The organism is Maribellus mangrovi, from assembly GCF_037646455.1.
GTDB classification, from domain to species: domain Bacteria; phylum Bacteroidota; class Bacteroidia; order Bacteroidales; family Prolixibacteraceae; genus Draconibacterium; species Draconibacterium mangrovi_A.
Window position 1 is genome coordinate 326,447 of sequence record NZ_JBBIXN010000005.1, and the last position, 16,726, is coordinate 343,172.

General features: G+C 42.3%; 12 protein-coding genes. 5 read left to right on the plus strand and 7 right to left on the minus strand.

The window, feature by feature from the left end; all coding sequences use genetic code 11:
• The first annotated feature begins 13 nt into the window (after positions 1 to 13).
• On the plus strand, positions 14 to 1,411 hold the full coding sequence (locus tag WFY05_RS19190; protein WP_340114541.1) for an alpha/beta hydrolase family protein: 1,398 nt from the start codon (positions 14 to 16) through the stop codon (positions 1,409 to 1,411).
• A gap of 61 nt (positions 1,412 to 1,472) precedes the next feature.
• Entirely contained in the window at positions 1,473 to 2,777 is a 1,305-nt protein-coding gene (locus WFY05_RS19195; RefSeq protein WP_340114542.1) for an Nramp family divalent metal transporter, read from the plus strand.
• A gap of 107 nt (positions 2,778 to 2,884) precedes the next feature.
• Here the strand turns inward: WFY05_RS19195 and WFY05_RS19200 are convergent, their stop codons facing one another.
• From WFY05_RS19200 to WFY05_RS19215, 4 genes are all read right to left on the minus strand, one after another.
• The gene (locus tag WFY05_RS19200; RefSeq protein WP_340114543.1) at positions 2,885 to 3,397 is read right to left on the minus strand and encodes a hypothetical protein; all 513 of its coding nucleotides are present in this window, start codon (positions 3,395 to 3,397) and stop codon (positions 2,885 to 2,887) included.
• A gap of 21 nt (positions 3,398 to 3,418) precedes the next feature.
• Complete coding sequence (locus tag WFY05_RS19205) at positions 3,419 to 3,832, minus strand: hypothetical protein (RefSeq protein ID WP_340114544.1); 414 nt, start codon at positions 3,830 to 3,832, stop codon at positions 3,419 to 3,421.
• Positions 3,833 to 3,917: 85 nt separating this feature from the next.
• Positions 3,918 to 6,239, minus strand: coding sequence for a glycoside hydrolase family 31 protein (locus WFY05_RS19210; RefSeq protein ID WP_340114545.1), 2,322 nt, complete (start codon positions 6,237 to 6,239; stop codon positions 3,918 to 3,920).
• A 273-nt stretch (positions 6,240 to 6,512) separates the two neighbouring features.
• The gene (locus tag WFY05_RS19215; protein WP_340114546.1) at positions 6,513 to 7,181 is read right to left on the minus strand and encodes a class II aldolase/adducin family protein; all 669 of its coding nucleotides are present in this window, start codon (positions 7,179 to 7,181) and stop codon (positions 6,513 to 6,515) included.
• Between the two features lie 290 nt (positions 7,182 to 7,471).
• Between WFY05_RS19215 and WFY05_RS19220 the strand changes: the two genes are divergently transcribed.
• Both WFY05_RS19220 and WFY05_RS19225 read left to right on the plus strand, forming a co-directional pair.
• On the plus strand, positions 7,472 to 11,227 hold the full coding sequence (locus tag WFY05_RS19220) for a hydantoinase B/oxoprolinase family protein (RefSeq protein WP_340114547.1): 3,756 nt from the start codon (positions 7,472 to 7,474) through the stop codon (positions 11,225 to 11,227).
• A 272-nt stretch (positions 11,228 to 11,499) separates the two neighbouring features.
• Positions 11,500 to 12,783: a DUF819 family protein gene (locus tag WFY05_RS19225; protein ID WP_340114548.1), complete on the plus strand. Its 1,284-nt coding sequence runs from the start codon at positions 11,500 to 11,502 to the stop codon at positions 12,781 to 12,783.
• Positions 12,784 to 12,816: 33 nt separating this feature from the next.
• Here WFY05_RS19225 and WFY05_RS19230 read toward each other — a convergent pair whose 3' ends face one another.
• A complete protein-coding gene (locus WFY05_RS19230; RefSeq protein ID WP_340114549.1) occupies positions 12,817 to 13,020 on the minus strand; it encodes a hypothetical protein in 204 nt (67 codons plus the stop codon).
• 206 nt (positions 13,021 to 13,226) lie between these two features.
• On the opposite strand from WFY05_RS19230, the gene WFY05_RS19235 reads away from it, so the two are divergent.
• Positions 13,227 to 14,237 (plus strand): NAD(P)H-dependent glycerol-3-phosphate dehydrogenase, encoded by a 1,011-nt coding sequence (locus WFY05_RS19235; protein ID WP_340114550.1) that lies wholly within the window; start codon positions 13,227 to 13,229, stop codon positions 14,235 to 14,237.
• A 2-nt stretch (positions 14,238 to 14,239) separates the two neighbouring features.
• Here WFY05_RS19235 and WFY05_RS19240 read toward each other — a convergent pair whose 3' ends face one another.
• Together WFY05_RS19240 and pgi are read right to left on the minus strand one after the other, a co-directional pair.
• On the minus strand, positions 14,240 to 14,812 hold the full coding sequence (locus WFY05_RS19240) for a CDP-alcohol phosphatidyltransferase family protein (RefSeq protein ID WP_340114551.1): 573 nt from the start codon (positions 14,810 to 14,812) through the stop codon (positions 14,240 to 14,242).
• Between the two features lie 121 nt (positions 14,813 to 14,933).
• Positions 14,934 to 16,580, minus strand: a complete 1,647-nt coding sequence (gene pgi / locus WFY05_RS19245; protein WP_340114552.1) for a glucose-6-phosphate isomerase — start codon at positions 16,578 to 16,580, stop codon at positions 14,934 to 14,936.
• Between the last annotated feature and the right edge of the window lie 146 nt (positions 16,581 to 16,726).

The following is a 16,726-nucleotide window of genomic DNA, read 5'->3' on the forward strand; positions in this document are numbered from 1 at the left end:
AAAACCAAAGAAAATGACACGTAAATTCCAATTGTTGTTTCCCCTTATACTTTTTTTCCTGGTGTCCGGATATACTTTTGCACAGGAGAGCGATATTTCCGGCAACTGGTCAGGAAACATCTCAATTCCGGGTGGAGAACTGGAAATGATATTTAAGATTTCGAAAGCTGAAGGAAAGTACGAAGCTAAAATGGATGTACCCAAACAGGGAGCAACAAACCTTCCTGTGGGCGAAGTACTTTTTACAGGCGACAGCTTAAAGATTGCAGTACCGGCCATTCTTGGAAACTATGCTGGAAAACTCATCTCCGCAGATTCGATTTCAGGAAAGTGGAAACAAAGCGGAATGTCCTTCGACGTAAACCTCAGTCGGACTGAAGAAATTATTGAATTGAAACGTCCGCAGCTGCCTGTTCCTCCTTTTCCTTATTTGGCCGAGGAGGTAGAATACACTAATCCAAAATCGGGGCTTAAAATCGCAGGCACCTTAACCTTACCTAAGGATGAAAAAAATTGTCCCTCTGTTCTTCTGATTACGGGTTCGGGAGCCGAAGACCGTGATGAAACCGTATTCGGGCACAAACCATTTGCTGTAATCGCTGATTACCTGACAAGGCACGGAATCGCCGTTTTGCGTGTCGATGACCGTGGTGTGGGCGGTTCGGAAGGCGATGTAAACTCGTCAACCAGCCAGGATTTTGCAGGAGATGTGCTTGCTGGAGTGGAATTTTTAAAAACACGGAAAGAGATCGATCCCAAAAAAATAGGACTGATCGGACACAGCGAAGGAGGATTGATTGCACCAATTGCTGCGGTTGAATCTGATGATGTGGCATTTATAATTATGATGGCAGGGCCGGGAGTCACCGGCGAACAGATAGTTCTTGAACAAAGTGCACTGGTTTCAAAAGCTGCCGGACTTCCTGAATATGCCATCGAACAGGGCAGATTAACCAATCAAAAAATATTCGACATTGTTAAGAGCGAGCCGGATTCCGCAACAATAGTGGACGAACTCCGCCAGATTTTGGCTCAGGGAATGTACGACGGAATGAATGATGACATGAAGAAGATGATAGATGCCAAAATTCAGGGAGTAAATTCGCCCTGGTTTCGCTATTTTCTGACCTATGATCCTCAACCCACGCTGACGAAAGTAAAATGCCCAGTGCTTGCGATTAACGGAACAAAGGATCTGCAAGTGCCTGTATCAAACCTCAAAAATATCATTGAAGCGGTAAATTCGGGAGGTAATATGCAGGTTGATACCATCAGTTTTAAAAACCATAATCACCTGTTTCAGCAATGCGAAACCGGTGCAATTAGTGAATATTCGCAGATAGAAGAAACCATCGATCCCGAGGTTCTTAAAACCATGAAAGACTGGATCCTGAAAACCACTACAAATTAGAAAGGTCATCCTGAGCGAAGTCGAAGGATGAAACTTCAACATGCTCTAATCTTTCATTAACATGTCCACAAAAAAACGCATCCTAAATATTTTATTCTGGTCGGTGGTTTCGGCAGCATTTATTGGTCCCGGCACTATTACCACTGCCGCCAAATCGGGAGCTGCTTTTGGCACCGAGCTACTGTGGGCATTGCTTTTTTCAACACTTGCATGCCTGTTATTGCAGGAGGCTGCTGCGCGTTTAACCATCGTTTCAGGGAAAAATCTTGGTCAGGCCATTGTTCAGCAGTTCGAAATCAGCACAGCCAAAATACCGATTTTAATTTTGGTTTTGGGTGCCATTGTAGTGGGAGCAGCTGCCTACGAAATGGGAAACCTGCTGGGCGCAGTTGCCGGATTCCGATTGATCTTTGATCTCCCAGCATGGATTTTGGTGCTGATCATCGGAACAGTGGCTGCAGTAATTTTAAGCATCCCTTCACTAAAAGTCATATCTACCATTATGGGATTTGCCGTGGTATTAATGGGCCTTGGTTTTCTGATTGTTGCAGTTTTAATAAAACCGGAAATCACCCCAGTTTTAAAAGGAATATTTATACCAAAGTTTCCCAAAACCACGGAAGCCGGAATCCTTGTTTTAGGATTGATCGGGACCACCATTGTCCCCTACAACCTGTTTTTAGGATCCGGGATTTCAAGCAATAAACAATCGATAGGCGACATGCGTTTCGGACTGGCAGTGGCAATTTTACTGGGTGGACTGTTTTCAATGGCAGTGCTGATCGTAGGGACGGCTGTTCTTACAGAGTTTTCATTTGAAAGCTTTTCGCTGGCCTTGCAACACAAAATTGGACCAGCCGGGAAATACCTGCTGGGTTTTGGATTATTTGCTGCCGGATTTACCTCATCGGTTACTGCGCCATTGGCAGCTGCCATCACTTTAAAAAGCCTCTTCGGAAATAAAAATCCTGAAAAATGGGAAACCGGTTCACTGAATTTTAGATTGGGCTGGCTTGCCGTATTGCTGATCGGAATCGGATTTGCCGCAGTAAATGTAAAACCAATTCCGGCCATAATTCTGGCGCAGGCACTAAACGGATTTCTTTTGCCGTTTGTAAGCATCTTCCTCTTTATTGTCATCAACAATAAAAAAATCACCGTGCATCAAAGCAATCCCTTACTGTTGAATTTGCTGATGATCGTTGTTATTTTTGTGACACTTGTACTGGGGTTGAACAGTGCAACAAAGGCATTTTTTGGCGTTTTTATAACAAACAATATTCCCGGAAATTCGGTGCTTTGGGGAATTGGAATAGTAGCCGTAATTATTTCAGTTTGGGTTTGGATGAAAGGGAGCAGAAAGTGAAATGGCACCCAACTGGATGCCATCTTCTATAATCATTAGCACTTATCCTTTCTCTCTGAAATCTCGTTTCTAAAGTTCCTGAATTCCAATCATGGTGCAATTTGAGGTTACAAAGAAGACATTACATACCTGTTTACTTTTCTGAAAGTCAGAGAATCACCTTCCCTTTTAATTACATAAATCGCCAAAGTGTCCATTTTATTAAAGTAACCATCCCAGAATTTTCTCACTTTTACCGTATCTGAAAAAAACTGGGTGTTGTAATAGGTAATTGAATCCAAGTAAGCAGGATCCTTTACAAAAACGGTGTCAATCCCTATATTGTGTCTAAGCTCGAATTGCTCTCCATGAAAACGAATACTATCCAAAAGAAATATGCTCTTTTTTGCGTATGTGCTAACGCGATGCCTTACTGCTTCTAATGAATTCATTAGTTCTCCTATCCTGGCACTATCTGGTGGATATGAATATGTGTAACACAAGCGATTGTCAAAGGTCCGATATTCCCAGGGTTTTTCATATAAAAAATAATAGGTAGCCTTTTCTTTCGGTTCTTCCTGCTTTTTGTTACAACTTAGCTGTAGGAAAATGACCATCATAATTATTACTACTCTTTTCATTCCGGACAGTTATTGGGTGAATTATTCAATTATAAAATGAACTTCCTCAATTGGCAGAATATAAGCTTCTTGATTTTCGCTCTTGAAAAAAAATAACTTAAATCGAGATAAATCGGGAATTAATTCTCGATTCCATCCAAAATTATTAGTTATAAAATATGTGGAACAAGTTACATGACTACTCATATCTCCAATATTAACCTTTTTTATCTTTGCCGTATCAATGTCAAATTCATATCGCTGGTAAGATAGTTTTCCTTCTTGATTTAGAATGATATGATCAATATTCTGAGTAACAGAATCACTTAATTGAAAATTATAGCCATCTATATTCTGCAAACTTATATAGAGGTTTGTTTTCCTGTTAAATTCCAAGATCAACAAAGCAGATAACGATAAAATTAACAGAATATGTACTAAAATTATTTTTTTCATTTTAATATAGTTTAATCGCACAATAGTCCTAACTGACGGAAATAATTTTGCGCATCGAGTAACGCATTAATCTCCTCCTGAGAAATCACAGCTTATATTCTGCATGCACGCCCTTGTATATCACTTTTTTAGTTTCTCCTTCCGGCAAAACAAGTATCCTGTAAACCTTTTCAACTGACTCTGTCGAAGAGGTTGATTTTTTGGGTTCAATAACCAATTTTCTGCTATCATCCTCCCAGCTAAACCTCGTCAGGTTATAGTCTCCATCGAGATATGCATTACTAATTCCATCATCTTCATAAAGCGTGTAGCTGCCGTCGTTACCTGAATATATTCTTATTGTCGTAGTTTCAGTAACCTCCTCGTCAACATATTCCCTTACCGGATCAATGGGAATGATCGCACCAGCCCTCACATATATAGGCATAACAGACAGTTTTACCTTCTTCGTTATTGTTTGAGAACCATCATGAACGGTGTTTGTAAACCAGTCATACCATTTGCCTTCAGGCAGATAAACTTCCCATTGTTTTGCATCGGGCTCGAATACGGGAGCTATAAGCAGATCCCTTCCCCACAGATATTGTCTGCCATTACGTTTTGCGATATCATCGTCGGGGTAATGCAACCACATGGCCCTCATAAATGGCATTCCTGTTTCACGGGCTTCCCATGCAAGTGTGTAGTTATATGGAAGGAGTTGATAGCGCAATTCATCATATTTCCTGCAAATAGTTTCAATTGCCGGATTGTTAAGCTCGGTTATGCTGGGTTCTTTTCCATGGTTTTCCAGGGGACCCATTTCGCTAAGTCCAAAACCCCATGGCAGAGAAGTCCACCATGTTCTGCCATGCGAACGGAATGATGGGCAGAATGCACCAAATTGAAACCACCGGGCATACATTTCACCTGTATATTTTTCGCCCGGATAAAAACCACCTATATCAGAACCCCAATAGGGAGACAGGCTCAGGGAATGATTTATGCCAACGGCAATTTGTCCTTCCAGGGTTTTCCACGAGGATTGAGTGTCGCCCGACCAAACCCAGCCACCCCACCGAGCCACACCGAGATAACCGTTCCTGTGCAGACTCCATGGCCTCAAGTCCGGATTGGTATAGACCGGCCCTTCATAGTACATCTGATGTCTCTTCATCCTTTCATGTAAATTAAACCAGTCTCCTTCATCAGGCCACCAGGCATCAACACCAGCATTTACCAGTCCAAGATGCTGATTCCAGTAATTTAAAATATGTGATTCATCAACCAATTCATCAGGTCCGGGAGGAATTGAACCGTGCAGTGTTGGCAATTTATCGCGGTCCCATGGAACAATGTGTAATGATACCTTAACATTTAAATCATGAAGGTCATCAATAACTTCAGAAGGCTCCCTCTTAAATACCTCGGGATTAAAATCAAATGAAGGCTGTTGGGTATTCCATCCCCGTGGACAAAATCCGGTTCCAAGGTATATCAAGGCATCTACAGGTATTTGTTTTTCCCTGAAAGTTTCAACAATATCAATCATTTGGTCTTCATCTTCCAATGTTCTGTGAGATTGCATGTATCCAAGTGCCCATTTGGGCGGCAGAACAGCTTTACCACTTATTTCTGCAAGCTCTTTCATCAGGTTTTCAGGTTTGGCAGCATCAAAAATCAAAATATCATAAACCCCGGGGATTTCATATTTCGCAGGTGGTATTCCTTTTCCCGTATTTTGCTGTTGGTTTGTCTGTGTTTGGGTTTCATTACCGAGATTCAATAAATTTCGCGGGATAAACTTTCCCTGTTCTTTATTTCTGAGATCAACCTGCACCCATGGTGTGGCGACAAAAACGCCCCATCCTCCAGTGCCGACGAGCATTGCAACCGGATTGCGCGAACCATATGCATTGGATTGCCAGCGTGGTTCCATTTTGTGGTATCTACCTCTACGGTCAAACTCTATTTTTTCGTTTTCCCAGTCTTTACCCATCCTTGGACCACCTTCTCCCATGCCGAGGATGGGATTGTCATCGATATCGAATAACACACTTCCATCATCCAGAAAGGTTAGTCGCTGAATAATTCGTCCCTGTTTGTCCGAAACCTGAACTTTAAGAGGGTCATTTGTAATCACCACAGACATATTTCCAACCTTCTTATTCATTGTTCTTCCCAACTTGGTTATACGGAAAGAAGTACCGGAATATTCCCTTTCAATAAGAGCCGGAGTATATGGAAATTCGTTTTCAAAATCGGTAGGTGTAATAGTAATCCTAACACTGTGATCTCCGGTTTCCCGGACGTTTAATCTTACTTCCTGATCAAGAATTTCTAATCGTTGACCGCATGAACTTAACAGGATTAAGAGCAAATAACTAAGGAAATAAGCAGGAAAGAACAGCCCAATTTTTTTCTTCATAATTACAAGTTTACTTAATGAATAACGTTTTTCAACAAAGTTGACATGTAATCATCAAATTTGAATTACACCAAATATAGCAACCAATTGCTAATTATTCATTTGCTATACAAATTGGGTTATCCTGAATATTATACTGAACATCCCAAATTAAGTTAAACTCAACGGTAAATCATCCTTATCTTTATCCGAAGTCTTTAATGCATTTTCGCATTCCAAAAGAATGAAAAACCAGGAACAAGTTAGAATGAGAAAGATTGAATTAAATAAGCTTTACTTCTTCTTTTTAGCAATTTTCGAATACTTCTTCAGGTAGACCTGATGCATGGCCCAGGCTTCAAATTTTTTGAGGTGTTTTGCCTCACCAAGGAATTTTGCTTCAATAAATGCTTTACACCCTTTTTCGAGCACCTGGCAAACAGCAAAAGCTTCATCGAGGTCACGCCCCGCACAAACTGCTCCATGATTGGCCATCAGAGCCGCATTTCTTCCGCGCAGCGCTTTGACTGTTTTGCGAACAATTTTTTTACTCGAAGAAGGTGCATATTCAGCGCAGCGCACTGAAGGTCCTATGATTTGAGCAAGGTCGTCAAGTACAGCTGGTACTTCAATGCGCGCAGCAGCACAAGTTGAGGCATTCATCTGATGGGTATGAATTATGGCACTGAACTCTTTTCTGTCGTTGTATATGCCTGAGTGCAATTTAAATTCCGAAGACGGCTTTATTCCTGTTTTATCGTAAGTATTTGTTTTAAAATTTACGAGTACCATATCGGATGGAGTCAGGTCTTCATAAAATCTGCCACTGGGAGTTATCAGCATTTCTGCCTCACTTATTTTTACACTGATGTTGCCCCAGGTTCGTGCTACCAAACCTTGTTCTACCAGTTTCAGGCCTGCCTGTACCAGTAACTCCCTCTCACGCTGATGTGCTATTTGCATCCTTTTCCTGTAAGTGTATCGTATTGCACCCGAAATTAATTTTTATTAATCGATTTTCAAATATAACCGCTAATTGCACTTCTTTGTAATGCCGAACTCACTTCAGAAGACGGCAGCAGATTCCTTTGCTGGTTCGAATACTCCCTTCGAGTGAAAAAGTAGCAAATTACATCATTGAGCAAATGAAAAATGTATACGTTAAATGTATAAACCGTTTTAAATTTTAAAGAAGACTTTTTTCATCCTTATATTTATCCATTGACTTTAATGCATTTTCACATTCAAAAAATATGCAAAACGAACACTTCCAGCTTTTTGTAGATACCGGAGGTACTTTTACCGATTGTATTGGCATCGACAAAAACGGCAAACAATACCGGCAAAAAGTACTAAGCAGCAGCAGCTTGCGCAGTACCATCACAAACGTGATTTCAGAAACCACTTGCGAAATTGCAGATTCCTGGAACATTGAACGTGATATATTTAAGGGATTTACGATTCGCTTGCTGGGAGAAAATAACATCGAAGTTAAGATTGCATCATTTGATTCAGCAACAAACATTTTAAAAGTCGAGTCTCCTTTTTTTAAACCTGAAATGAAGGGTAAAAATTTCGAGCTGACCTCTCATGAAGAAGCACCGGTTTTAGGTGCCCGGCTGATCACACAAACGGCATTGCACGAAACTTTTCCTGACCTTCAGTTAAAACTGGGTTCAACAAAAGGCACCAACGCCTTGCTTGAAAACAAGGGGGCCAAAACACTGTTCATCGTCACCAAAGGCTTTGCCGATCTGCTGAAAATCGGCAATCAGGCACGTCCTGATATTTTTGCACTGAACGTGGAAAAGCCGCGTCAGCTTACCCATCACGTATTGGAAGTAAATGAACGCATCGACGCCAAAGGAAATATCCTGAAAGCCATTGACCTTGAAGCCTTCAAAAAACAAATTTTGGCGCTTGATAAAAACGAAATTGAGTCGGTGGCCATCGGTTTGATGAACTCCTACATTTACCCGGTACATGAGAAAGAAATTGCAAAAATTTTACAGGAACTTGGATTTGAATTTGTTTCCACTTCCACCAGCTTGTCTCCGCTGATTAAAATACTGAACCGCGCCGAAACCACAGTAGTAAATGCCTACCTCTCTCCCATCATCTACAACTACGTGAACCGGATTTCCAAAAGCGTCGGTGACCAATCCTTTCAGATCATGACCTCGGCAGGCGGACTGGTTTCTGCCAAAAAGTTCCATCCAAAAGACAGCTTGCTTAGCGGCCCGGCCGGAGGCGTTGTTGGTGCTAAAATAATTGGCGAACAAAGTGGTTTTTCAAAACTAATCACGTTCGATATGGGAGGTACCAGTACCGATGTTTCACGCATCGACGGCGAATTCGATTATCGTTTTGAATTGCAGGTGGGCGATGCAAAAATCAACAGCCCGGCCATTGCCATCGAGACCGTAGCGGCAGGCGGCGGCTCCATTTGTGGCTTCGATGGCTATAAACTTTTTGTGGGTCCCGAGAGTGCTGGTGCGCATCCCGGCCCGGCATGTTACGGCGCGGGTGGCCCACTTACCATTACCGACGTGAACCTGCTGTTGAACCGACTCGACACCAGTCAGTTCGGCATTCCGGTCTTTAAAAGCGCTGCTGAAAACCGACTGAACGAACTGATCGCAGAAATCGAACAAGCAACAGGCAAAAAGCAAATTCCGGAGATCATTCTGAATGGCTTTATCGACATTGCCAACGAGATTATGGCAGGTGCGATTCGGAAGATTTCCATTTCAAAAGGATACAACCCCACCGATTTTATGCTGGTGGCTTTTGGTGGAGCAGGTGGTTTGCATGCCTGCGATATTGCCGAAATATTGGGCATCAAAACAATACTGCTACCGGAAGATGCAGGATTACTCAGCGCCTACGGAATTGGAAACGCCGCTGTAGAACGCTTTGTGGAAAAACAGATCTTGCAAAATCTGGATTCAGTTCAGGAAAAACTCATGTCCTGGTTTAGCGAATTAGCGGAAGAAGCCACTCAGAAATTAGTTGGTGAAGGGTTCCCGCCGGAGAAAATACAAATCAGACAGCAAATGGTTTTTCTTCGTTTTAAGGGCCAGGATTCTAGTCTTGAAATTCCATTTTCTTCGTATCAGGAACTGCTCGGGAATTTTCATGCTCAGTACGAAAAACTTTATGGTCACCGCGTGAAGAACCGTGAAATTGAAGTGGAGACTTTGCGCGTGATCGCATCAGTACAAAGTAATCCGAGAGACAAAACAACAAATACTGAAACGAATTATCTCCCTGAACCGGACCATAAAATGGAAAATCTAACGCCTGTTTTTATTCGGAAAGGACTAAAGCGGGGAGCAAGTTTTCAAGGCCCGGCACTTTTCCCCGACAGTTTCTCGACGACCTATGTAAAACCGGCTTGGAAACTGGAAATCGACTCCAATCGCAGCGGTGTGTTAATATTTACCGGAACTGGTTCTGAAATTCAACATGAACAAACCCGAGAAACCGAATTGGAATTATTTACCAACCGTTTTATGGCGATCGCCGAAAATATGGGCGCACTGCTTCAACGCACTTCGCTGTCTGTGAACATCAAGGAACGACTCGATTTTTCGTGCGCTTTACTCGATGCCGAAGGACGCCTGGTTGCCAATGCACCACACATTCCGGTGCATTTGGGCGGACTGGGTGTTTGCGTGCGCGAATTGATCAAACATTTCAATTTTGAAGAAGGTGATACGATTGTAACCAACCATCCGAAATATGGAGGCTCGCATTTGCCGGATGTAACGTTGGTGACACCTGTTTTTTACGAGGGTGAACGCGTGGGCTTTGTGGTAAATCGTGCGCACCACTCCGAAATAGGTGGGATCAGCCCGGGATCGATGCCGCCAAATGCCACAAAACTGGAAGAAGAAGGAGTAACAATCTCTCCTTTTCACTTGGTGAAAAACGGAAAACCCAACTGGGAAGGAATGCGCAATATTCTTTTGTCAGCAAAATATCCCACCCGCTCGGTAGAGGATAACCTGGCCGATCTGAATGCTGCTCTGGCAGCCAATAAAAACGGTTCGGAGGCATTGATCAGCCTGATTAAAACACAAGGAAAAGAAACCGTGCAAACTTACCTGAATTTGCTGCGTGAACATGCCGCAGCAAAAATGCAGGCAACACTGCAAAAATTCGAGAACGGTATTTATTCTGCAGAAGAAAAACTGGATGACGGTTCGCCTCTGAAAGTGCAAATCAATTTAAATGATGGAAATTGCCTCATCAATTTTACAGGCAGTTCGGAAGTTCATCCGGGAAATATGAACGCTACCGAGGCAATCGTAAAAAGTGTAACGATTTACGTATTGCGCTTGCTGTTGAATGAACCCATTCCTTTGAACGACGGGTTGCTGGAACCGGTAGAATTTATGTTGCCCAATGGTTTGCTGAACCCGGTTTTTGACGATGATCCCGAAAAGTGCCCCGCAGTGGTTGGTGGAAATGTAGAGATAAGTATGCGACTGACTGACACGCTGCTAAAAGCTTTTGGTGTGGTAGCTGCCAGCCAGGGAACCATGAACAACACCCTGTTTGGAAACAAACATTTTGGCTATTACGAAACCATTTGTGGTGGTTGCGGTGCCGGCCAGGGATTTAATGGTGCCAGCGTAGTTCACCATCACATGACCAATACGCGCATTACCGATCCGGAAATTATGGAACACCGTTACCCGGTACGGCTGGAAGAATTCTGCATTCGTGCGAACTCAGGTGGTAAAGGTAAATGGCACGGAGGCGACGGGATAAAACGCGTACTAACGTTTCTGGAGCCGGTGAATCTTTCGGTGCTTTCGCAACGCAGGAATTCGGGACCTTTTGGGTTAAATGGCGGTGAAGACGGCTTACCCGGATCTCAAAAAGTAATCCGTAAAAACGGCGAGGAAATACAACTGGATTCCATTCAGAATATAAACATTGAAGCGGGCGATCAGTTTATAATTGAAACACCGGGAGGCGGGGGATTTGGTGAACAATAAATACAGTGATCATTTCAACCAGTGCCCTGATTTGCTCACCACCTTTTGTGCCGGTAGTTGCCGGAGCCTTAAAAAAACCGACATGTGATTCTGACCGGACTGGTAGTAGGAATTGCAGGTTACGCAGTCGGAAATTACCTCGGCGTTTTAGTCGCCTACCTTCTGAAATAGGCCTTAGTATGACTCTTCGGTTGATAAGTTAGAAAGAGGTGTACTTGCTTATTCAGCATATAATTCTAACTTTACTTGTATATAAACCGAACTTGTGAAAGATGGATACGCATTTTTTTGTAATTGTCTTCTTGTTCGTTATCGCCCCAATCATCATCATTTATCTCGAAAGCAAATATTCGCTGGCCAAAAAAATCGGAGCCGTTTTGATTTGTTACGGCTTTGGAATTTTTATCGGAAATGTTGGGATCCTGCCTGCCATGTCGGATGCCTATCACAACCTGCTGGGAGGTGAAGTTTTTATTCCATTTGCAAAAATGAAGGAGTACCTCGCAGCAGGTATGGTTACTGAGCAGGATGTTTCGAGAAATGCTATTGCTTTTATTCAGGACACATTCACCAATATCACAATATTACTTTGTTTGCCCCTGATTTTATTTTCGCTCGATGTAAAAAAATGGATTTCGCATGCCCGAGCTGCAATGGAGTCCCTCCTCATTGGGCTGTTTACTGTTTTGCTGATGATTTTTTTAGGGTATTGGATATTCAATGGCAGCATCGACGAAATTTGGAAAGTTTCGGGCATGCTTGTCGGTGTGTACACCGGCGGAACGCCAAATATGGCCGCCATTAAAACAGCGCTCAATGTTTCGCAGGAGATTTATATTCTTACCCACACTTACGAAATGACTCTGGGTGCCATTTACCTGGTTTTTATTTTTTCGGTGGGGCAAAAAGTATTTTTGTGGTTCCTGCCAGCTTATAAATCGAACGAAAAACTGCCCGGTGAAGGAGATCCAAAAATAGAGGTGCCCACCATTGACCTAAAGGAAGAATACGAATCATACAGCGGCTTTTTCAAGAAAAACACTTTTTGGCCCCTAATGGGTGCTTTCGGATTGTCGGTGCTCATTCTTGGTACAAGTTTTTTATTGAGCAAACTATTTAACGAAGATTTTGCCAATGCTGCCGTGGTAATATTTGTCACTACATTTGGCATTGCTCTATCGTTTGTCCCAAGGATAAGACGGATCAAAAAAACCTTTCAACTGGGAATGTATCTCATCCTGATTTTCTGTGTTTCGGTAGCTTCGATGGCTGATATCAGTAAACTGGCCAATGTCTCCATATCGCTGTTTTATTATGTTGGAATTGCCATGTTTGGTTCACACATTCTGCATGCATTTATTGCACGTTTCTTTAAAATTGATGCCGATACGGTTATTATTTCCGGTAGCGCTTTAATCTGTTCGCCACCATTTGTACCAGTTGTAGCATCGGCACTTAAAAACCGCGAGGTAATTCTTACCGGAATGTTTGTGGGGATTGCAGGTTACGCCATAGGTAATTACCTGGGCGTAATTGTGGCTTACATTCTAAAATGACAGCAGCCAACTTTTCTTTTCTGTTTAACTCAACTAGATCACAAAACAAACTTCTTTTTCTTCGATCATTTGCTGCAATTCGCTGAGCAAGGCCTGCTCGTGCCGATCGATAAAACCATCTTCAGCCGCAATGTTCAGAATCTTGTCGTATTCCTCCCGTGTTATTTTATGGTCCTCAATGGCCTTTTCAATCATAGCCCTCAATCGCATGGCGCTTTCACTTACTTTGTCGTACATTGTCGTAATTTTGTTGTAATATATGAAATTTTGCATCAACTGTAAACAAGCAAAACACAAATATTCAGACAAATTTATCCATTTTAATTCCGGCTGTTAGAAATGCTGAACTTCGGTTGACTAGCTGATTTTGCTTATATTTGCGAGTCGAACCGGTGACAGGACCTTATTTTTTAGGGATAGGAAGTCGCTTTATCAAAATCAATATGAATATTAAAACGGATAAAGTTGCAGTAATTGGTAGTGGGAGCTGGGCAACAGCAATTTCGAAAATGTTGCTTGAAAATGTAAACGAAATCAACTGGTTCTTCCGCAAACCTGAAATCGTAGAACAATTTATTAGAGACGGTTACAATCCGCGTTACCTGCGTGATGTTGAATTTGATACTTCACGAATTACGTTTTATAACGACATCAATAAAATTGTTGAAGAATCCGATATCCTGGTCCTGGCTATTCCTTCTGCATTTTTACCCACCATTTTTGGCAACCTCAAGCACGACCTTAAAGACAAGTACATTCTTTCGGGAATTAAAGGCATTGTTTCGGAAGAAAACCTGTTGGTAGTTGAGTACCTGAACCGGCATTTTAATGTTTCTATCGATATGATCGGAATTATATCGGGGCCATGTCATGCCGAGGAAGTTGCACAGGAGAAATTGTCGTATCTGACCATTGCGGGAATGGACGAGAGCCGTGCTGCTAAATTTGCCCAATTGATAGAGAGCGATTACATATACACCACACTTTCCGATGACATTTGGGGTACGGAGTATTCAGCAGTAATAAAAAATGTTATTTCCATTGCCGCAGGCATAGCGCACGGTTTGCGTTACGGCGATAATTTTCATGCCGTGCTGATTTCGCGTGCCATTCAGGAAATAAAGCGCTTTGTTGATGCCGTGCATCCGATTAACCGCGACATTAAAAGTCCCGCTTATCTGGGTGATCTTTTGGTAACTTCGTATTCACAGTTCAGCCGAAACCGAATGTTCGGAACTATGATCGGTAAAGGATATTCGGTAAAAGCAGCACAATGGGAAATGAACATGATCGCCGAAGGTTATTATGCGGCAAAATCCATTCACGCCATTAATAAAAAATATGGCGTTTACATGCCTATTTCTGATACCGTTTACCATATTCTTTACGAAGATATGGCACCACTTCGTGCCATCTCAAAACTTACAAAGAAGCTCGGGGAGAATTCACACTAATGCTAAAGGCTTTTTTCTTTTAATACCCAATACAAACCCCGCGCATTCGATCGTGTTTTGCGGAGCATGAGCGTTAAAATGATCGACTCTGTTTCTGCCAAAATTCCAAAGCCCATTGCAAAGTAGTAGTAGGCCGGATAAAATCCTACAAAAAACCAGAGGGTAAAAAGCAATCCGTGAAAATATCCGGTTGTTTTAAACGAATACAAATGATAACTTGAAAACGTTCCGAACCGATAATAGTGAATCGCCTGCGTTAGTAACATCATAATTATAAAAAGATAGAATATCCATCCGTTTCCTGCCAGGTCGGCCTTTTTAAAAACTATAACTCCGTAAAACGCCAGAAAATATGTTCCGTAATCAGCCAACGAATCAAGGCGGGCTCCCAGGCGGGTAACCAGATTAAACGTTCGGGCAATAAAACCATCGAGGAAATCGGTAATAAGATTAATGCACAAAAATAGGGCAAACAGTTTTTCATTGCCGCTTATTACAAGGTACAGGATAAAAGGGAATATCAGTATTCTGTATAAACTCAGCGCATTTGGCACATTAACAACTTTCTCCCCCATTGCAGCGATTTTTGGTTGAGTTAAATTTAGTCTTTTTCAGACTTCATAAGTTCCTGAGCGTAAAAAAAATGCCACCGATCAGCTGACAGGTGGCATTTCATATTTTATGCTGAAATTTCTTTTATTTCATTGCTTTCCAGGCATTGATCAGGCCATTGGTCGATCCGTCGTGGCCGGTCACTTTATTGTCGCCTTCCAACTCGGGAAGAATGGCATTGGCCAGCTGTTTACCAAGTTCAACTCCCCACTGGTCGAAACTGTAAATGTTCCATATCACACCCTGAACAAATATTTTGTGTTCGTACATGGCAATCAACGATCCAAGAACATGAGGTGTGAGTTTTTTAACCAGGATTGAATTGGTTGGAATATTTCCGAGGAAAACTTTAAACGGCAACAAGGCTGCAATTTCCTCATCCGATTTGCCGGCGGCTTCTAATTCAGAAGTAACCTGTTCTTCGGTTTTCCCCACCATCATGGCTTCGGTTTGCGCAAAGAAATTGGCTAATAATTTTTTATGATGATCGCCCAACTGATTGTGATTGATTGCCGAAGCGATAAAATCACAGGGAATAAGTTTGGTGCCCTGGTGAATCAACTGATAAAAAGCATGCTGACCGTTTGTACCCGGCTCGCCCCAAATTATGGGTCCGGTTTGGTAGTCCACCTGCTCCCCGTTCCGATCGACATATTTCCCGTTACTTTCCATATTCCCCTGCTGGAAATAAGCCGAAAAACGGTGCATGTATTGATCGTACGGCAAGATCGCCTCTGTTTCGGCACCATAAAAATTGTTGTACCAAACTCCTATCAGCGCGAGAAGCACCGGTATATTTTTGTTAAAATCTTCGTTTCGGAAATGATTATCCATCGCATGAGCGCCTTCCAGCAACTCGATGTAATTCTCGTAACCGATTCCCAGTACAATCGACAAGCCAATTGCCGACCACAAGGAATAACGACCTCCTACCCAGTTCCAGAAACGGAACATATTTGCAGTGTCGATACCAAAAGCAGAAACGGCCTCGGCATTGGTCGAGACGGCAACAAAATGTTTGGCAACTTGCGCAATATCTTCTGCCGAAGCCAGGAACCAGTCTTTTGCCGAATTGGCATTGGTCATGGTTTCCTGCGTAGTAAAGGTTTTCGAAGCCACAATAAACAAAGTAGTTTCCGGATCAACGGCCTTCAAGGTTTCAGCAATATGCGTTCCGTCGACATTGGAAACGAAGTGCAGATTCAGGTGATTTTTATACGGCTTCAAAGCTTCTGTCACCATCAACGGACCTAAATCAGATCCTCCTATACCAATGTTCACCACGTCAGTAATGGCCTTTCCGGTATATCCTTTCCATTCTCCCGAAATCACTTTTTCGGAAAATGCTTTCATCTGAGCGAGTACTTCGTTCACTTCGGGCATTACATCTTTGCCATCGACCAGAACCGGATTGTTACTGCGGTTTCTTAATGCAGTATGCAGCACCGCACGATTCTCGGTAGCGTTAATTTTTTCGCCCGAAAACATACTATCGATCGCACCTTTTACACCACACTCTTTGGCCAGTTCGAACAATACTGATTTTACCTCATCATTAAGGATATTCTTCGAGTAATCCAGAAGGATATCACCAAATTTCAGCGAGTATTTTTCAAAACGATCGGCATCGTCCTCGAAAAGTTCTTTCATATGTTTGCCCTCGAACTCGAAATAAATTTCTTCAAGCTTTTTCCAGGCAGTTGTTTCTATCGGATTAATTTTTGGCAACATAATTTATGCTTTAGTCTGAAAACCGGCAACGAAGTGCTGCGGTCATCTGTTGTTTATGAATACTTTAACCTTGCACAAAGATAATGGAATTAAAAAATTGACTGTTACTTCGAAATAAAGGTTAATGGTGGTTTAATAATTTTTAA